Genomic DNA, 19112 nt, shown 5'->3' on the forward strand with positions numbered 1-19112 from the left:
TTAGTCTCTTAGGACTGCAAGTGCCTTAATTTCGATCAGAGCATCAGGCCGCACCAGACCTTTTACAACCACGCCTGTTGCTGCTGGCCAAGGAGGACCATTAAATATTTCTCTACGAAGGTCCGCAGTCTTGTTGTATTCTTCCAAAGACAAAACATAATCTGTTGTCTCAACAATATTTTCGATGCTCCCTCCAACCTGATTAAGGACCATTTCAAATTTTTTGAAGATTTGGCGTGTCTGCGCAACTATATCACCGGGACCAACTATTTTACCTTTTTCATCAGTCGCGGTCGTCCCGGACAGGAACACCATATTTCCTACTTTTACCCCTTGAGAGAACGTAAAAGCAGCAGGCCAGTTATCGGCACAAATTGGTTCATAAACTACCATTTATTTTTCTCCTGACATTGTTTGCCGAAGGGCAAATCTTTGAATTTTTCCAGTTTCTGTTTTTGGTAAGCTTTCAACGTATTCAATTTCTCTTGGGTATTGATGTTTGCCAACATTGTCCCTGACAAGCTGGACCAGCTTTTCATCTAATTCCGCACTACCACTAAAGCCAGGCTTTAGAACAACATAGGCCTTTACAATTTCGCCCCGCATCTGATCGGGCTTTCCGACCACCGCTGCTTCAGCAACGGCCGGATGTTTGAGCAACACGCTTTCGATCTCAAACGGACCAATCCTGTACCCAGAACTCTTAATGATGTCATCCGATCGCCCCTCAAACCAGAAGTAGCCGTCGTCGTCTTGATAGGCCAGATCTCCGGTCACTATCCAGCCGCGCTTCTTCAATCTGGAAGATGCTTCTGGATCGCGCCAGTAGCTCGTCCAGTAACGGCAATCCGGGTTAAACTTTTTTGCGAGCAATCCGACTTCGCCGCTCGGCAATTCAGCGCCATCCTTGTCAATAATGGCCATTTCATAACCTGGAGAGGGTAATCCCATGGAGCCCGGGCGGACGTCCATATCAATGGAATTATGATTACCAATTGGAAGTGCCAATTCAGTTGCGCCAAAGTGATCCATTGGCGTAACGCCCAATATTCTTTGAAAAGACTCGATAACCTTAGCATTCAATGGCTCGCCACAGCTCGAGATAGACCGTATTGTGTGAAGAGAATCACGTATATTCTGTTCTTCTAGGGTCAGGATTGTACGCAACAAAGTTGGTGTCGTGGCCACATTAGTAATTTTAAAACGCTCTACGACAGACATGAACATTTCTGCAGTCGGGTTTTGCTCGATCGTCACAACTGTCCTGCCTGCGGCAATGGCACCTAAATAGCATACGAAGCCATATCCCCATCCTGGGTCGCCAGTAGGCCAGAATACATCTCCTTCAGCTAAATCAAGCCCATAGTTAATATATGGATAGATAGCTGAAAGAAAATTGACAGCAATTACACCGCCCTTTGGCTGGCCTGTTGATCCTGATGTATAGATAATAGCTGCAGGATCTTCTCGGTTTCTGGTAACGTTCCTAAATTCTATACTCTGCTCTGAAACCGCTTCGTGATAATCAAGAACTGAAACTGGGAGTGGCTCATTACTATCTGTGACCACAATTAGTTTGCAGGAAATCGAAGACGGCAATTGATCCATAAAATTGCCGTGAGTAACAAGAACGGTAGCATCGGAATGAGATAGCCTAAATTCTACTGCCTCCTGCCCGAACCCTGTAAACACAGGGACATAAACAGCCCCCGCTTTGAGTGTGCCGATGATGGCAATTACAACCTCAATGCCTCTTGGCATAAAGCCTGCCACTCGATCTCCGGGATTAACACCCAACTTAAAAAGTAAATTTGCAAATTGATTGCTGGCTTTAGAAAGCTCACTAAAACTCAAACGATCAATTGAACCATCCTTTTTTATCGAGATCAGCGCCGCTGTGTCTTTATCTTCATGCCTGTCAATTATTGACAATCCTAAAGATACTTCACCCGCATCATCCCAGCCCAACGACTGACGAACTTGCCCCCAGTTAAAATCTTCTACGGCTTTATTGTAACTACTATATTTCATTATTGTTCACTATTATTTTTCTGACGTAGAATTTTTAAGTAAGTAGCAATGATGACCCTTAGCGACGACTTCATCATGCTGATTGATCTGTCGGATATTTAAACGGACAAACGCGGTTTCCCCATCACTTTTCTCAGTCACCTCGGCCACCTCAAAAATGCTTTTAAGAGTATCTCCAACAAACACGGGTTTTAGAAATTTTGAGCTCTGCTCCAGAAAAGCAACCATTGAATCCTCTAGCCTTTGGGACATGGGAGTAGCTCCTAGCGCTGACATCGATACGATCAACAATCCATGCGCGAGGCGTCTCCCATAACGAGAGGTAGCCGCATATTCATCATTATAATGAATAGGATGGTTATCCCCCGTTAAGTGAGCGAAGCCTTTAAACTTATCGTCTCCAATTTCGGTTGGGCATCCTTCAAAGGATTGCCCAACCACAAGATTATTGGCGAAAAGTTGACTTTCTTTGAAATTAGACATTGGCCAATCAACTTAGTCTGCCGACACGGTGACTGGTAGCAATATACGGGAAAGATCCGACTGGATTTCAATAATCCTTGCGGCTTCATTTCCTTCTCTATCTCCGGGACCAAAAGTCGTCGGAAGGATCATGTCGGATTCAAAGTTTTTAATTGTTTCCAAAGCTGCAATGAAGCCAGGCTGAGTCAAATCCTTACCGGCTCTCCGCAAGCCTTCGACGAACACTTGGGCGCCACCATATGCAAGCACATCCCCCAGATCCGGGCGACCTTGGCGAGCTAAGTCAGGGAAGCGAGCTTCAAAGATCTTCCGGAAATTTACAGCTGCAGGATCTTCACTTTCCGGCAAAACCTTCAACGTTACAATATTCTGCGCACCTGCCGCAGCTTCTCCGACAATTTCCGGATACTTGCGTCCACTTGCTGAATTTGACCCCATAATCGTAGCGCCCAAACCTAGCTGTTTAGCCTGCCGGGAGATTATTGCAGACGGATTTGGATAACCATAAATAACTAATACATCGGGGTTTTCCTGGATAATTCTGGAAAGCTGAGCAGTAAAGTCCGAGTCGGACAGATTAAACTGCTCATCACTTACCAAACTGCCGTTTCTCTCGCTCAAACGGTTAATGACCGCCTCACCGCCGCGTTTGCCATATTCATCAGATTGACGGATCAATGCTACCTTCTTGGCTCCCAACTCATCCAGCACATAGTCAGCAATTGCGCGGCCTTGTTGGTGATCATTCATTGGACCGGTCCTGAAAACATTTTCAATTGGAGGCTCGGTTACAGCTGGAGTTGAGAATACGGAAACAAAGGTCGGGGTCCCTTTTGCCTTGAAAGTAGGTATCAACGCCTGACCGATAGCACTTGAAGCTGGCCCGAAAACCGCAAAGACATTCTCTTTCTCTACAAGCCGCTTATAGGCAGCAATCCCTTTCGGCGGAGATGACTCATCATCCAGAGACACCCATTCAATCTTGCGGCCGTTTATACCACCAGCTTCATTGACTTCTTCAAATGCCAGCGTAGCCCCTGCTAGGTTACCGGTACCAAAGATAGCCAGAGGTCCTGTCAGACTTCCCAACACGCCAATTTTTAGGGTGTCGTCGGAAACTCCTGGCGCTTCGGCAACCGCCGTCCCGGCAGTTGACACGAGCAAAGCACACATTATCGCAGAAGCGAGAAGCTTGGCGCGCTTAATTCCTAGCTTTTTATAACGAAACTCAGAAACCATCCCTTTTCTCCTATTTCTCGATTATCGATATTTTATCTTGATTATCGAAAACTATGTATCTAGGTATGCCTCTTGTCAACCTATTAATGTATCTGTTACCTAGCTAAAAAATGAAGGAGACCACCTTTGGCCAAAGATCGTGCAGAGTTACCGTTAGAGCGGTATTTTAGTATTATTGAGAATATTGCGATTTCCGGATCAGAAATGAATACGTCTGCAATTGCGAAAATCTGCGATTATCCAGTTGGCACCACTCACAGACTGATACAAAATCTTCTCGAAACACAACTGCTTGAAAAGTCGGATAGTGGAGGTAAAAATTACCAGTTGGGGCAAAGGCTGTTACGGCTTTTGCATGCCGGATCGAATTCCGTGAAAATTGCGATAGCTGTGCAGCCCATTTTGGACGGCCTCGCGAACGAGCTGAATGATACCTGCTATCTAGCGCGCCTTGTCGGTCATAAGGTTGTATCTGTTGCCATGGCACATCCGATAGATGATGTTAGAGGTCACATAGTGCCGGGCAGAACACTTGCCCCTAATGTCGCTGCCTCAGCTAAAGCAATTCTCGCATTCCAATCAGAAGAGATAGTGGGTAAAGCTCTTACCGGCCCCCTTGAAAAGATCGCATCCGAAACAAAGACGGACCGTGAGGAAATCAAGCGTGAGTATTCCATCATTCGCGAGAGAAAATACGCAACTTGCTGGAACGAAATGGAAAATGGTTTGGGGGCGGTAGCGGTCCCTATTCCATTACCTATAGTCGGAACAATTTACAGTATTGGCGCCGCTGGCTTTATCGATCATTTAAAGAAAACTTCGGAAATAAAAATTGTGGAAGTCCTGAATTCAAAAGTACCACAGCTTGCCAAAGCCTTAACCGACATTGGTGTCAACAATGGAAGCTTTAATAGTTTCTAAGTTGCTGCCATTCGGCCAGTGCGGAACTTCATTGAAGTTTGAATGTTGGTCGGTTGTTTAGGTAGCGCTCATGATTGAAGTGATTATGGATTGAAGAGTAGATTGAGACGATTTTCTGCAAACTTCGCAGGCGCCTGAATTGTAGCATCGCCTGCACCCTTCGTCGAAATGGCAGGTGGGAGTTTTCACAACGATTGTTCTTCCAACGCCCAGTTACCTGGATATCTTTGTTTCCAATCAAAGTCATAGCGGCACGNGACGGTACGCCACAGGTAATGTGTTTCGTCAATGATTTTGACAAAGACTTCATCGAGATGCCATTTCCAGTTTGAATAATTTTGAGACGGATGGATCCTCATCTTACGGATTTCACTTGCGAACAACGGACCGAACCGGTTCCACCAATAGCGTACAGTCTCATGGCAAATGTCGATGCCGCGTTCATGAAGAAGGTCTTCGACATTTCGTAAAGAAAGCGGAAATCGTACATACATCATCACCGCAAGCCGGATGATTTCAGGTGAGGTTTTAAAATAGCGGAACGGGTTCTTGTTTTTCATGTTCGGAAGCTAGTCTACGACCATATGGCCATCAAACTTTTTTCTTCTGACAATACCATACAGTACAATACCCACCGTAATACTGACAATCGTAATTTTGCAAAGAATTCAGACTAACCTTGACTGAAATCAATGTTGCAATGCAAAAATCGTTGTTCTTCTTAAGGGTGATATTTAGCCTGATGATATTATCTATCAGAAGAGAGTTGTTATGAAATCGAAGGCCACTGATAAAGTAGTTAAAAGCCCGGTCAGATCGATTGACACGCCAACAAATCTGAACAAAGCCCCTCCCCCAGTTTCCGCCACAGCCTTTTCCCCTGCGACAAAACCTGCCGTGAATATCGGACCAGGCTTTTTCGAGCGGGATTCTTACATGTCGACGGCTCTTCCGGAAATTCTTGATCGCTCCGTCCATGCACTCACGGCGCACTTCACCCTAGGATTATCTCCGAGTTCATTGGCAAGCGCCTATTCCGATTGGGCACTACATTTGGCGAGCGCGCCTGGAAAGCAATTCCAGTTGATTGAAAAGGCGGCCACGAAAGCCGTACGGCTCGCGACATATTCTACCCATTGCGGTATCAGTCACGGAGATACTGCCCACTGCATCAATCCATTACCACAGGACAAACGGTTCACCGGAGCTGCTTGGCAGCAATGGCCTTACAATCTGATGTATCAATCCTTTTTGATGAACCAGCAATGGTGGCATAATGCAACGACAGGAATCCGCGGGGTAACCAAACAGCATGAGAGAGTGGTAGAATTTGCAGCGCGGCAAATGTTGGATATATTTTCTCCATCGAACTTTCTCGCTACCAATCCAGAGCTATTGCAGAAAACCATGAAGGAGAGCGGGCAAAACCTGGTTCGCGGCGCTCAAAATTTTGTTGAAGACTGGGAACGGTCAGTTAGTGGGAAAAAGCCCTCGGGGACAGAAGATTATAAAATCGGTGAAACGCTTGCGGTGACCCCGGGAAAGGTTATCTACAGTAACCAGTTAATAGAATTAATACAGTATTTTCCAACGACGGACAAAGTCCATCCGGAACCGATATTCATCGTTCCTGCCTGGATAATGAAATATTATATTCTTGATCTATCGTCTAAGAATTCATTTGTAAAATATTTAACTGAAATGGGTTTTACCGTTTTTATTATATCTTGGAAGAACCCTGGCCCGGAAGAACGAGACCTAGGCATGGACGACTATCGCACCTTGGGTATCACGAGTGCGCTTGATGCCATTGGAGCGATAACAGGCGCACCGCGGGTTCACGCAATCGGGTATTGCTTGGGCGGAACGCTGCTCTCCATTTCCGCCGCGGCCTTGGCGCGAGAGGGAAATGAGCGATACACAACCCTCACCTTTCTAGCTTCACAAGTTGACTTCAAGGAAGCAGGGGAACTGATGCTTTTTATCAATGAAAGCGAGGTCACGTTCCTCGAAGATATGATGTGGGAACAGGGGTATCTGGATACCAAGCAAATGGCTGGAGCATTTCAGCTTTTACGATCAAATGATCTGATTTGGTCGCGACTGATCCATGATTATCTGATGGGCGAACGACCGGCAATAAATGATCTTATGGCATGGAATGCCGATGCTACGCGCATGCCCTATAAAATGCACTCCGAGTATCTCCGACATTTATTCCTGAATAACGATCTGGCCGAGGGGCGTTACGTCGTAGATGGTCTACCAGTTACTGTATCCGATATTCGGGTGCCGATTTTCGCCGTCGGAACAGAATGGGATCATGTCGCGCCCTGGCGGTCAGTCTATAAGTACAATCTTCTCACTGATACGGATGTCACCTTTCTGCTAACCAGTGGCGGACATAACGCGGGAATTGTGTCCGAACCGGGCCGTGACAACCGCCACTACCGTCAGGCAACACGAAAAGCCGATGATAGTTATCGTGACCCAGATACCTGGCTGAACGAGACTGATGTGCAGTCTGGTTCCTGGTGGCCGTCCCTTGTGGAATGGCTAACAGAGCATTCTGGTGATTTGACCTCCCCTCCTCCTATGGGATCAAACGAATTGCCGTACAAGCCGCTCGCCAATGCACCCGGCACCTATGTATTACAAGAGTGAATCTTCACATGATACCTGATGAGCCTCATCGTCATGAACCCTGTTCCCTCTATGAGGATCTCATCAACGCCACCGCCGACCTGGCGCCAATCCGCATGGCTGTTGTTCATCCCTGTGATGTCCTTTCCTTAAGCGGTGCGTTGGAAGCAGAACGTAAAAAATTGATTGTCCCATTGCTCATCGGTCCGGCGGCAAAAATCAGAGCGGCTTCGATTGAGGCCGACGAAAGTATTGAAGGGATTGAAATCATCGATGTACCACATAGCCATGCCGCGGCACAGAAGGCCGTGGCATTAGTTCGCAGCGGTTTTGCCGATGCCCTGATGAAAGGCAAACTCCATACGGACGAACTGCTGGATGCGGTTATTGATCACAACCTGGGCCTAAGAACCGAGCGCCGCATTAGCCATATCTTCGCTATGGATGTTCCGCTTTATCCCAAACCACTGTTAATCACTGATGCAGCGATCAACATTTACCCGGACCTCAATGACAAACGGGATATAGTCCAGAACGCTATCGATCTTGCCCATGCCCTTGGTATCAATTTGCCAAAAGTGGCTATCCTGTCGGCAGTGGAAACCGTTAATCCTAAAATCAAATCTACTCTGGATGCCGCCGCGCTTTGTAAAATGGCGGACCGGGATCAGATAACCGGCGGCATGCTGGATGGGCCATTGGCCTTCGATAACGCCATTTCCAAATCAGCGGCGGAGGCAAAAGGAATTCGTTCCGAAGTTGCAGGAGATCCAGATATTCTAGTCGTCCCCGACCTTGAAGCAGGCAACATGGTTGCCAAGCAACTTACATATCTGGCTGGGGCGGAATCTGCGGGAATTGCTCTTGGTGCCCGTGTTCCTATCGTACTCACGAGTCGCGCTGACGGCATTCAGTCGCGGTTGACCTCCTGCGCTCTTGCTTTGCTTTATTTTCATCATCGGCGGATGCTTACAGTATGACCGATTTGATTTTGATCCTTAATGCCGGATCATCTAGCATAAAATTCGCCCTATACCCTTTGTCTCAAAGTGCATCAACGCCGATAATTAGCGGGAAAATTGCGGGCATAAAGAGAGCGCCTGTCTTTCAAGCGCGCGGCTCAACCGGCTGTGCCATCTCTCCGGGAGTTTTGGCAATCCTGAGCATTGAAGAAGACCAGACAGCTCTGACACGCCGTCTGCTATGCTGGATAAAAGAGCAAACCAAGGAACATACCATTGTTGCTGTCGGGCATCGAGTTGTGCATGGTGGACAGCAGTTTGGCGGGCCTGTTTTACTCAATGAGAAAATCATTGGTGAGTTGGAAAAACTACAATCGCTTGCCCCACTTCATCAACCCTATAATCTGTCTGTTATCGCTCTCGTTTCAAGCCTAATGCCGGATGTGCCGCAAACTGCCTGTTTCGATACTAGTTTCCATCGGACGCAACCACGCCTTGCTCAGCTTTTTCCAATCCCCCGCCACTTTACAGACGAAGGCATAATTCGATATGGATTTCATGGCCTCTCCTATGATTATATCGCCAGTGTTCTCCCGGATTATTTGAAAGGCAAATCTAAAGACCGGGTAATTGTAGCCCATCTCGGAAATGGTGCTAGCATGTGCGCCATGAAGAACCGGCGAAGTGTCGCCACAAGTATGGGATTTACAGCGCTTGACGGCCTGATGATGGGTAGTCGTCCAGGGTCGTTGGATGCGGGCGTTATATTGCATCTGATCCAGGAACAGAACATGAAACCGGCAGATATACAGGATCTGCTCTATATTAATTCCGGACTACTCGGTGTTTCAGGCATCAGCAATAATATGCAAACCTTGCTGGAAAGTCCGCACCCCCATGCCCAGGAAGCCATTGACTTATTCTGTTATCGCGCGGCGGCCGAACTTGGCGCTTTACTCCCCGCACTGGGCGGACTCGATGCAATTATCTTTACGGCAGGCATTGGCGAGAAAGCGCCATTGGTGCGAAAACAAATTTGTCACCATCTGACATGGTTAAACCTGCGTCTGGAAGAGAAAGCAAATGCTGCAAGCGCCACAGTCATCAGCGCTCCAAACTCGGCTATCGATGTCTTGGTGATTCCAACGAATGAAGAAGAGGTGATCGCGGCGGCGACATATCGATTGGTGGCTGAGAAAACTATCTAGTAAAGCCCCATGTCATCACTTGGATAATGATTGTCTCTATAGAACCAAGCGGCAAACACAACTACTGAATTGAATAATCAAAATATCGACAATAAAACACTTTGATCTTGCTCAATCTGTCAGAATTATTTCTGCGGAAATCTCTTTGACCACGATCAATGCATATCCAACGCCAACTTAGTATAAAAGTATTCAGAAATTTGCATACGAGGCGAAGTTAATTTCCTGCGTCATGAAGGGTCTAGTATGAAATGAAATTGAGAACCATCCTGACGATTGGTGGCTTCGTCGTTGCCGTTACGGTCGGGGGTTATTACTGGTGGCAACAGCAGCAAAACAACCTACCCGATGGATTTGTCCGCGCTAATGGACGGATCGAGGCAGAGAGAGTCGACGTTGCTCTTAAGTTTGGGGGACGGATTGCTGAAGTTTTGGCAGACGAAGGGCAAATGGTTGCGCCCGGTGATGTGGTCGCTCAAATTGATTCCACCGAATTGGAAGCAGAAATCCGTGCCGCCGAAGCGGCAACTCGCCAGGCCGAACAGGAATTAGCGCAGGCAAAGGCTCTAGTCGCTCAGCGTGAGGGCGAAGTAACCCTTGCGCAAGCTGAGTTAAAGCGCACAGAGGTCCTTAAATCGCGCGGATATGCAACCGGACAGACATTGGATCAGCGACGTTCACAAGAGATCACCGCAATTGCGGCACTAAACACCGCGCATGCACAAATTGCCTCAGCCCAGGCAGCAATAGAAGCGTCGGAGGCAAAAGTCGCGGCCCTGAAGGCAAATCTCGCTGACTATACTTTAACCGCCCCTAGAAACGGTCGTGTGCAATATCGCTTGGCCCAGCCAGGAGAGGTTCTTGCGGCGGGCGGAAAAGTAATCACCCTCCTTGATCTTACAGATGTTTATATGGATGTCTACCTGCCCACTGATGACGCGGGCCGGCTCCGCTTTGGGGCAGAAGCTCGACTGATCCTTGATGCCGCACCACAATATGTGATTCCGGCCTCTGTTAAGTTTGTCGCGTCGGAGGCGCAGTTTACTCCCAAATATGTAGAGACTGAGAGCGAACGCGCGAAGTTGACATTTCGAGTCAAATTGCAAGTGCCGTCGGAAGTTCTCATGAAGTATCAAGAGGTTGTGAAAACAGGCGTCCCGGGGGTTGCCATTGTTCGCGTCTCACCAGAAGCGGAATGGCCGGAAGCTCTGACAGTTAAACTGCCATGACGAAACCGGCTTCCGACATGGTCGCCGCCCTCACTGGTGTATCCCATCGCTACGGGGAAACTGCAGCGCTTGAGGATGTGTCTGTTACCATCCCCACAGGTCAAATGGTTGGCTTTATTGGACCCGACGGTGTCGGAAAATCCACCTTTCTCGGATTGGTTGCAGGCGTGCGTCGGCTACAAAACGGTAAGCTTGAAGTGCTCGGTGGCTCGATGAGTAACCGGCAACATCGTGATACACTTTGCAGGCGCATCGCCTACATGCCTCAAGGACTTGGGCGAAACCTTTATCCCTCTCTATCGGTTATTGAGAATATAGATTTTTTTGGTCGCCTATATGGTCAATCAGCGCAGGAACGCGCCACGCGCATCACCGATCTACTGAAAAGCACGGGTCTCGAGCCCTTCATGGGCCGACCGGCAGGCAAGCTTTCCGGGGGAATGAAGCAGAAGCTTTCGCTTTGTTGCGCACTTATCCACGACCCCGATTTACTGATCCTCGATGAACCGACAACCGGTGTCGACCCTCTATCACGTCAGCAGTTCTGGCAACTAATCGACCGTATTCGTGCGCGGCGCACCGGCATGAGCGTTATTACCGCAACGGCCTATATGTCGGAGGCCGAGAGATTTGAACATCTGATTGCCATGAATGCAGGCAGAATCCTTGCTATCGGAACGCCACAAGAACTGATGTCACAGGCTGGCACCGATACACTTGAAATGGCGTTTATCGCGCTATTGCCTGAGGAAGAGAGGCAGAATCATCAAACTATTACACTGCCTGCACGCAAAGTTCAGGATGGTTCCCTTGCTATCGAGGCTGACGATTTGACCATGCGTTTTGGCGACTTTACTGCCGTCGATCACGTAAGCTTCCGCATTGAGCCAGGCGAGATTTTTGGCTTTCTCGGGTCAAACGGCTGCGGTAAGACCACGACCATGAAGATCCTGACCGGACTTTTGACGGCGACCGAAGGCGATGCGAAGCTGTTCGGCAAACCCGTCGGCACCGATAGCTTGGCAATTCGGCGGCGTGTTGGGTACATGTCGCAATCCTTTTCTCTTTATTCGGAACTATCGGTAAGACGTAATCTGACACTGCATGCCGATTTATTTCACCTGCCCCGCGCAAGCCGCGACGCCCGTGTCGACGACCTGATTACACAATTTGATTTAAGCGAAGTGGCGGATACTATGCCTGAAAGCCTTCCACTGGGCGTGCGCCAGCGCCTCCAATTAGCTGTGGCGGTTTTGCACAAACCTGAGTTACTGATCCTTGACGAGCCAACCTCTGGCGTCGATCCAATAGCCCGAGATGCTTTCTGGGCTTTGTTGATCAAATTATCGCGTAAAGACGGTGTGACAATCTTCATCTCCACCCATTTCATGAATGAAGCCGAGCGGTGCGACCGTATCTCACTGATGCACGCCGGTAAAGTTCTGGCTCAAGGAACCCCTGACACATTGTGCCAGCAGCGTGATGCCGCGGCACTCGAAGAAGCATTTATCGCTTTTTTAAAGGAGGCTGGCGCCGAGGATAATACACCCAATGAAGAACTTGACCTTCCCACGACGACCGGTCAGCGCACCGCCAGAATAGGATGGGTGTCCCCTTCCCGTATCTGGGCATTCGCGCGGCGCGAGACCATGGAAATTCTGCGCGATCCAATTCGCCTGGCTTTCGCGTTGCTTGGCCCGATCGTTCTGATGTTGGCAATGGGATACGGAATTACTTTTGATGTCGAAAACTTATCCTATTCAACATTGGATCAAGACCAGTCCCGCGAAAGCCGGATGCTCCTCGATTCAATCTCGAGTTCGCGCTATTTTGATGAACGGCCCCCGACAAAGGATTTTACCGAACTGGATCGCCGCATGAAAGCCGGTGATATTTCTCTCGCGATAGTCATTCCCCCTAACTATGGTCGAGACCTCTTGGCGGGCCGAATACCAGAAATTGGTGCTTGGCTTGACGGGTCGAATACGACTCGTGCAGAAACGGGGCGCGGATATCTACAAGGTGCGCTGTATTCACACTTAGGTGATTTATCAATGCAGGAATCCGGTGAGATACCAAGCTACTACCCTGCGACTGTTGAACCCCGCTTCCGCTACAATCAGGCATTCCGTTCGCAATATGCGATACCGCCAGGCGTGCTAATGATGCTGTTAATCATGATCCCTGCCATGCTGACCGCACTCGGCGTGGTACGTGAAAAGGAAATGGGATCAATCGTCAATCTTTATGCAGCCCCAGTTCATAAAATCGAGTTTCTGCTAGGAAAGCAACTGCCCTATATCGGCGTTGCAATGGTTAGCTTCGCTAGCCTTGTTGTCCTGATGCTCACAGTATTTGGTATTGGAATGTCGGGAAGCTTTCTAGCATTGGTGTTCGGGGCGCTATTGTTCACGGCAGCCGCCACGGCATTCGGCCTCCTCGTATCGACATTTGTCCGCTCCCAAATCGCAGCAATTTTTGCGACAGCAATTATTGTCATGATCCCAACCGTCAATTTTTCGGGAATGATGTATCCGGTCTCCACTCTGGAAGGCGGCGCACGGCTCATCGGTCAGGCTTTTCCCGCACTTTACTTTCAGCAGATTAGCGCGGGAGTCTTCAACAAAGGTCTCGATTTCGCGATATTACTTCCCAATCATCTGATCCTCGCTGGATTTTGTATTCTCTTCTGGGCGGCCGCAACTTTATTCTTGCGTAAGCAGGAGAGTTGAGCCATGCGCTGGATTACCAACATATACCGGCTGGGCGTCAAAGAAATATTCAGTCTTCTGCGAGACCCGGTGCTGATGGGCCTGATCTTTTACACCTTCACATTTGCGATCTACACCGTCGCCCACGGAGTACAGACCGAGCTGCGCAATGCGTCCATCGCTGTTGTAGATGAGGATCGATCGGAACTGTCGGGACAGATCACCGGAGCGTTTCTGCCGCCGTACTTTAAAACGCCGTCGGAGATCGATTTAGGCGCGGTCGATCCGGGTATGGACGCTGGTCGATACACTTTTGTGCTGGATATCCCCCCTGATTTTGAGGCGGATGTGTTGGCCGGAAGAATTCCTGAAATCCAGTTGAACGTCGATGCGACCGCGATGACGATTGCCGGCAATGGGGCAACTTATATTTCCAGCATCGTAAACGCCGAACTGCTGAAATTTGTTAGTCGATCCAGTGGCTCTGTGGTCTTACCAGTCGAATTACGGGTGCGAGCAAAATACAATCCAAATCTTGATTCAACTTGGTTCATGGCTGTGATGCAACTCATCAACAACCTTACAATCCTCGCAATTATCCTGAGCGGCGCCGCCGTGATCCGCGAGCGAGAGCACGGAACCCTCGAGCATCTGCTGGTGATGCCAGTTACATCCAGCGAAATCATGCTGGCCAAGATCTGGGCAAATGGGTTGGTGATTGTGCTGGCGGCGGTGCTTTCACTGCAATTTATCGTACAGGGGCTACTCGGCATACCCATTGTCGGTTCAATTGCGCTCTTTACACTTGGGTCGGCTGTGTATTTGTTTGCCGTCACCGCTATGGGTATTACGTTATCGACGCTAGCGACGACGATGCCACAGTTCGGATTACTTTCTATCCCGGTTTTCGTCGTAATGAACCTGTTATCGGGAGGCATCACACCGTTGGAAAGCATGCCACAAGGGCTGCAGAATACAGTGCAGGTTTTGCCTTCCACGCATTTCATCAAGTTCGCGCAGGCCGTTCTATATCGTGGCGCGGGGATTGAGATTGTTTGGCCCCAACTGCTGGCGACCACGATAATTGGAGTTGCCTTTTTCGCTTTCGGCCTAGCTCGTTTTAGAGCGACATTAGCCTCGGCAAGATGAAGTTTGTCGTTAGGACTTAGACATTCACAAACACCTCATGGCAAATATCGATGCCCCGTTCATGAAGAAGGTCTTCAACATTGCGAAGCGAAAGGGGAAACCTGACATACATCATCACCGCCAGGCGGATGATCTCGGATGAGGTTTTGAAATACCGGAAGGGGTTCTGTTTTATCATGCTCGAAAGCTAATTGACGAGCAAACCCCCATCAAGCAGTTTTCTTCTGACAGCACCCTTACAGGCGATCTGGTAGCGTCAAATATCTTGCTGCTTCGCCCATGTTTTCAGCGCTCTTATTTATTTCCATTCGAGAAATCCCACGCAGATGAACCTCGTCCGGGCCATCAGCATATCTGAGAGCACGACCCCAAGTATAAATGTCAGCTAGCGGCGTGTCCGGACTCAAGCCCATTGCGCCAAATGTTTGCATCGCCCTGTCCGCAATCCGGCATTGCATAGCGGGTACTAGGGCTTTGATCATTGAAATTTCTTTCCGCGCAGAACGAGCGCCAACCGTATCAATCAAATATGCAGTTTTTAGAACGAGTAGGCGCGCCTGTTCAATTTCAATTCTGGAAAGGGCTATATTTTCGGCAACACTGCCGTGTTCGCTCAAATGTTTGCCAAATGCTCTCCGCTCTTGGGACCGTTCGCACATCAGTTCCAGTGCGACCTCGCATTGACCGATTGAGCGCATGCAGTGATGGATGCGTCCGGGGCCCAAGCGGGCCTGGGCCATCATAAAGCCATCGCCCTCCGACCCCAAAAGATTGCTCGCGGGAACTCGAACATCTCGGAACACAATTTCACAATGCCCCTCTGATGCATGATGATTCAACACAGTAATGTTTCGCACCAGATCAATACCCGGTGTATCTATGGGAACCAGGATCATGCTTTGCTGACTATGAGAATGTGCATCTGGATCAGTCTTGCCCATGACAATCAAAATTTTGCAATTTGGGTGCGCGGCGTTCGTAATAAACCACTTGCGACCATTGATGACATACTCATGCCCAACACGCCTTATCAGTGTCTGGATATTTGTCGCATCGGAAGAGGCTACATCGGGCTCGGTCATGGCAAACGCAGACCTAATATCACCATTAAGAAGCGGTTTTAGCCACTGATCATACTGCGCCGGAGTAGCAAACATATGCAGCAGCTCCATATTGCCGGTATCTGGGGCATTACAATTGAACACTTCCGCAGACCACATAACACGCCCCATTATTTCTGCTAGAGGAGCATAATCCAGATTACTGAGACCAGTCCCCGGTTCATCAGGACGCAAACTTGGCAAGAATAAATTCCACAGGCCTTCTTCTTTGGCCAGATTTTTAAGGTCTTCCATAAAGGATACAGGAAACTGGCCGTTTCCAACTTCTTTGTGCCAGTCACAATTACGAGGGAGAATATGTTGATCGATAAAATATCCCACACATTGACGCAACTCTTCACATTTGGAAGAATATTCAAATTCCATTGTACTTCTCCTGAATCGGATAATTTAAGAGGCAATTCCTATCTATATTGCCCAACATTACTCCCCAATAACGTTGAAAACAGGGAATACCGTTTCTGTTCATCACCCGGCAGCATTTAATATCAGAAATTTGCAATAGCCTGATAAAACGAACATTGTTTTCAATCAAAAGGAGGGCGAAGAAATTAATGTGATCATTCCGGATTACTGCAAACCCACTTGCCATCTAATCAAACAATACTGGTATTTCAGGAAGCGTCCATAAATGACAATAACTTACCAAGAGCCGTTACGATGGAACTGTCAGACGAATGCGACCTCGTCTCTGTATGGCGCAGAATGGCACGAAATTGTGTTAATTATGCCGCGCTAAGTTGCTGCCAATCAGCCAATGCGGCATTTCGTTGAAACCTGAATGTTTGTCGGCTATTTAAGTGACGGTCATGATTGAAGTGATTAAAGACGGATGCGTGAATAAATACGAATTTCTAAAAACTTCGCAAGTACCTGAATTTCAGCATCGCCTGCTCTCTTCGTCGAAATGTCAGTGTGAGTTTTCACAGCGATTTTTTTCCCACCGGCCAACCTCTTTAACGGCTTCAAAATGTTCTGACTTGGTGATTGATGCCGTTTTCGTTGTCTTAAGCTCAGAGCGTAATGGAAGTAAATTGACTACTTCACCTGCTTTTACATGTTGTAGCGCCATATTGTTTCCTTTTCTTACTAATAGCAACCGCACCTGTTTAAGCAGCTTTAAGTCGTGGCCAGTTTTTGATATTTTTTCCCCTGCACGAAGGCCCTAAACACAAACCACACGAAGACAAACACGCCTACACTAAACACGATATCTCCCGGCACTCTTGCCCAGACCAGCGCCTGCATAATCGGGCTTTGAATAAGGTCGGCTGAACGGGCATAGGAATAGCCGTGTTCGATGCTGATATATGTCTGGATCACGCCTTGTGGTAGCAGCGACAGAAGTGTCATCATGGCGAGGCCAAAGTTGAGCGACCAGAATGATATTTTCAGCAGCTTCTCATTCCACAGCGCCGTATTGGTAAGGCCGCGCAGGCAGTAGAGTGTTAGTCCCAACCCCAGCATTCCGTATACGCCGAAAAGTGATGCATGTGCATGATTGGCAGTCAAGTTAAGGCCCTGCATGTAATACAACGCAATCGGTGGATTGATCATGAAGCCGAACAGCCCTGCACCAATTAGATTCCAGAAAAGTACGGCGGCAAAGAACATGAACGGCCAGTGATAGTTACGCTCCCATTCCGCTTCATGTTCGACCTTGTATCTGGTATAGGCCTCAAAGCCTACGACCAGTAGCGGAACCACTTCAAGCGCTGAGATCATTGCACCAACGGCAATCACCGAAGTTGGCGTGCCACTGAAGTAGAGGTGGTGGAATGTGCCCAGGACCCCACCAAATAGGAAGATGATGGTTGCGAATAGCACCATCACCGTCGCGGTTGAAGTCCGCAATATACCCATACGCACGAAGAGCAAAGAGATAATCGCGGTGGCAAATACTTCGAAAATGCCTTCGACCCAGAGATGAACGACCCACCAGCGCCAATATTCCATGATTGCAATATGGGTATGCTGGCCCCACATCAGGCCGGCAGCATATAGAAGACCTATTGCGATGGCTGAGACCAGCACCAGATAGATTAGAGATTTACCACCCTTTTGCTGCAAAACGGGCCACAATCCCCTTAGCACCAGTGCAACCCAGAGAAACAATCCAATGGTCAGATAAATCTGCCAGAAACGACCGAGATCGACATATTCATAGCCTTGATGCCCGAACCAGAAGTTGGTCGTCAAATTATCAATGAACCGATGGACCGCGGCCCATTGTCCGGCAAAGGAACCTACGACGATGATCAGCAGACTGATAAACAGGAAATTAACCCCGAACCGCTGGAATTTCGGATCGCGGCCACCCATCATTGGCGCAACATAAAGGCCTGTAGCGAGCCATGCAGTGGCAATCCACATCACGGCAAGCTGCGTATGCCATGTCCGCGTAACGGTATAAGGAAAATACTCTGCAAATGGGAGGCCGTACAATCCCTGACCTTCGACCGCATAATGCGCGGTCAGAATGCCGAGCAAGACCTGACACAGAAACATTGCACAAACGATCCAGAAATACTTCGCTGTTGCCCGCATCGACGGGGTGATTACCGCGCTATCGAGTATGTCGGTTTTAGCGATGCCGTCTTCGGGCATTATTTCCTGCCGCCAGACATCAAATTGTTTAGCGTAATAAGCAATAAGCCCACCCGCCGCCGCCAGAAGTAAAATAACCGATGCAATGCTCCACATCAGAATTTCAGTGGTTGGTTTATTGCCTACCAGCGGCTCATGCGGCCAGTTGCTTGTATATGTTATTTCCTTTCCCGGGCGATTGGTGGTCGCACCCCAAGCGGTCCAGAAGTAAAAGGCAGACAACTGTTTCGCTTCCGCGTTGCGCAGCAAACCATGAACGGGGAAAGCATAAGCGCGACGCAGTGCAAGTGACTCAGGATCACTGCCTTCGTACAGGCTGATATAATGGTTCTCGACCCGTTTGACAGCCTGTGCCCGCAAGTCGCTAACCGTGATCGTGCCCGTTGCAGGATCATAGCTGTTCGTTCGCATCTCCTTTTGCAGCGCCTCTTTTTGCAACGCCAAAGCTTGTTCTTGGGAAAGACCGGCGATGGGAGTTTGCATACGCAGGGCAAGCAGCGTTTCCGCCTCCCGGTGGAGCCAGTCCGCGCTCCAGTCAGGCGCGATATAGCTACCATGTCCCCAGATCGATCCTTGTTCCATGCCGCCAATGGATTGCCAGACATTTTGTCCAGTTTCAATGTCGTTACGGGTGTAAAGGGTTTCGCCGGAGGTTGATTTGACGGCTTCTGGTATGGGCGGTGCCTTCTGATAAATTTCCGCGCCGAGCAGCAACAGAATACTGAACATGGCAACCATTCCTACGGTCAGAATTATCCATAACCGTTTAATACTGAACGTTTGCTTGTAGGTTTCCATGATCCCATCT

13 protein-coding genes and 2 pseudogenes are annotated in these 19112 nt (G+C 48.7%); 7 read left to right on the forward strand and 8 right to left on the reverse strand.

Going from position 1 to position 19112, the window contains the following annotated elements; all coding sequences use genetic code 11:
* Genes GQE98_RS08900 through GQE98_RS08915 form a run of 4 tightly spaced genes read right to left on the reverse strand, consistent with a single transcriptional unit; the run spans position 1 to position 3753 of the window.
* Positions 1 to 393 (reverse strand): RidA family protein, encoded by a 393-nt coding sequence (locus GQE98_RS08900; protein ID WP_161315303.1) that lies wholly within the window; start codon positions 391 to 393, stop codon positions 1 to 3.
* Positions 394 to 2031 (reverse strand): acetate--CoA ligase, encoded by a 1638-nt coding sequence (locus tag GQE98_RS08905; RefSeq protein WP_161315304.1) that lies wholly within the window; start codon positions 2029 to 2031, stop codon positions 394 to 396.
* A 12-nt stretch (positions 2032 to 2043) separates the two neighbouring features.
* Complete coding sequence (locus tag GQE98_RS08910; RefSeq protein ID WP_161315305.1) at positions 2044 to 2514, reverse strand: MaoC family dehydratase; 471 nt, start codon at positions 2512 to 2514, stop codon at positions 2044 to 2046.
* Positions 2515 to 2526: 12 nt separating this feature from the next.
* Positions 2527 to 3753 (reverse strand): ABC transporter substrate-binding protein, encoded by a 1227-nt coding sequence (locus tag GQE98_RS08915; RefSeq protein ID WP_202526183.1) that lies wholly within the window; start codon positions 3751 to 3753, stop codon positions 2527 to 2529.
* A 126-nt stretch (positions 3754 to 3879) separates the two neighbouring features.
* On the opposite strand from GQE98_RS08915, the gene GQE98_RS08920 reads away from it, so the two are divergent.
* Positions 3880 to 4674 carry an IclR family transcriptional regulator gene (locus GQE98_RS08920; RefSeq protein ID WP_161315306.1) on the forward strand — a complete coding sequence of 265 codons (795 nt, stop codon included), beginning with the start codon at positions 3880 to 3882 and terminating at the stop codon, positions 4672 to 4674.
* 28 nt (positions 4675 to 4702) lie between these two features.
* On the opposite strand, the pseudogene GQE98_RS08925 reads toward GQE98_RS08920, so the two are convergent.
* Positions 4703 to 5234: pseudogene (locus GQE98_RS08925) on the reverse strand (IS6 family transposase).
* 211 nt (positions 5235 to 5445) lie between these two features.
* Here GQE98_RS08925 and GQE98_RS08930 point away from each other — a divergent pair.
* The 6 genes from GQE98_RS08930 to GQE98_RS08955 all read left to right on the forward strand — a co-directional run bounded on the left by GQE98_RS08930 (position 5446) and on the right by GQE98_RS08955 (position 14576).
* On the forward strand, positions 5446 to 7338 hold the full coding sequence (locus tag GQE98_RS08930; protein ID WP_161315307.1) for a PHA/PHB synthase family protein: 1893 nt from the start codon (positions 5446 to 5448) through the stop codon (positions 7336 to 7338).
* 8 nt (positions 7339 to 7346) lie between these two features.
* Positions 7347 to 8297, forward strand: coding sequence for a bifunctional enoyl-CoA hydratase/phosphate acetyltransferase (locus tag GQE98_RS08935; RefSeq protein WP_161315308.1), 951 nt, complete (start codon positions 7347 to 7349; stop codon positions 8295 to 8297).
* Positions 8294 to 9487 (forward strand): acetate/propionate family kinase, encoded by a 1194-nt coding sequence (locus GQE98_RS08940; protein WP_161315309.1) that lies wholly within the window; start codon positions 8294 to 8296, stop codon positions 9485 to 9487. Before GQE98_RS08935 ends, GQE98_RS08940 begins: the two co-directional genes overlap by 4 nt.
* A 251-nt stretch (positions 9488 to 9738) precedes the next feature.
* Entirely contained in the window at positions 9739 to 10716 is a 978-nt protein-coding gene (locus tag GQE98_RS08945) for an HlyD family secretion protein (RefSeq protein WP_161315310.1), read from the forward strand.
* A complete protein-coding gene (gene rbbA / locus GQE98_RS08950) occupies positions 10713 to 13448 on the forward strand; it encodes a ribosome-associated ATPase/putative transporter RbbA (protein WP_161315311.1) in 2736 nt (911 codons plus the stop codon). The genes GQE98_RS08945 and rbbA overlap by 4 nt, the downstream gene beginning before the upstream one ends.
* 3 nt (positions 13449 to 13451) lie before the next feature.
* The gene (locus tag GQE98_RS08955) at positions 13452 to 14576 is read left to right on the forward strand and encodes an ABC transporter permease (RefSeq protein WP_161315312.1); all 1125 of its coding nucleotides are present in this window, start codon (positions 13452 to 13454) and stop codon (positions 14574 to 14576) included.
* Positions 14577 to 14610: 34 nt separating this feature from the next.
* Here the strand turns inward: GQE98_RS08955 and GQE98_RS08960 are convergent.
* The 3 genes and pseudogenes from GQE98_RS08960 to GQE98_RS08970 form a co-directional block, all read right to left on the reverse strand.
* Positions 14611 to 14754 (reverse strand): annotated as a pseudogene (locus tag GQE98_RS08960) (IS6 family transposase); the annotation flags it as partial.
* Positions 14755 to 14812: 58 nt separating this feature from the next.
* Entirely contained in the window at positions 14813 to 16063 is a 1251-nt protein-coding gene (locus tag GQE98_RS08965) for an acyl-CoA dehydrogenase family protein (protein ID WP_161315313.1), read from the reverse strand.
* Between the two features lie 753 nt (positions 16064 to 16816).
* Positions 16817 to 19102: a nitric-oxide reductase large subunit gene (locus GQE98_RS08970; protein ID WP_161315314.1), complete on the reverse strand. Its 2286-nt coding sequence runs from the start codon at positions 19100 to 19102 to the stop codon at positions 16817 to 16819.
* Positions 19103 to 19112 lie beyond the last annotated feature (10 nt).

Origin of the sequence: Sneathiella litorea (genome assembly GCF_009882915.1) — a bacterium.
Lineage (GTDB): Bacteria > Pseudomonadota > Alphaproteobacteria > Sneathiellales > Sneathiellaceae > Sneathiella > Sneathiella litorea.

Coding starts and splice junctions, on each gene's coding strand:
- GQE98_RS08900 (WP_161315303.1), bottom strand. CDS start 393: ATGGTAGTTTATGAACCAATTTGTGCCGATAACTGGCCTGCTGCTTTT.
- GQE98_RS08905 (WP_161315304.1), bottom strand. CDS start 2,031: ATGAAATATAGTAGTTACAATAAAGCCGTAGAAGATTTTAACTGGGGG.
- GQE98_RS08910 (WP_161315305.1), bottom strand. CDS start 2,514: ATGTCTAATTTCAAAGAAAGTCAACTTTTCGCCAATAATCTTGTGGTT.
- GQE98_RS08915 (WP_202526183.1), bottom strand. CDS start 3,753: ATGGTTTCTGAGTTTCGTTATAAAAAGCTAGGAATTAAGCGCGCCAAG.
- GQE98_RS08930 (WP_161315307.1), top strand. CDS start 5,446: ATGAAATCGAAGGCCACTGATAAAGTAGTTAAAAGCCCGGTCAGATCG.
- GQE98_RS08935 (WP_161315308.1), top strand. CDS start 7,347: ATGATACCTGATGAGCCTCATCGTCATGAACCCTGTTCCCTCTATGAG.
- GQE98_RS08940 (WP_161315309.1), top strand. CDS start 8,294: ATGACCGATTTGATTTTGATCCTTAATGCCGGATCATCTAGCATAAAA.
- GQE98_RS08945 (WP_161315310.1), top strand. CDS start 9,739: ATGAAATTGAGAACCATCCTGACGATTGGTGGCTTCGTCGTTGCCGTT.
- rbbA (WP_161315311.1), top strand. CDS start 10,713: ATGACGAAACCGGCTTCCGACATGGTCGCCGCCCTCACTGGTGTATCC.
- GQE98_RS08955 (WP_161315312.1), top strand. CDS start 13,452: ATGCGCTGGATTACCAACATATACCGGCTGGGCGTCAAAGAAATATTC.
- GQE98_RS08965 (WP_161315313.1), bottom strand. CDS start 16,063: ATGGAATTTGAATATTCTTCCAAATGTGAAGAGTTGCGTCAATGTGTG.
- GQE98_RS08970 (WP_161315314.1), bottom strand. CDS start 19,102: ATGGAAACCTACAAGCAAACGTTCAGTATTAAACGGTTATGGATAATT.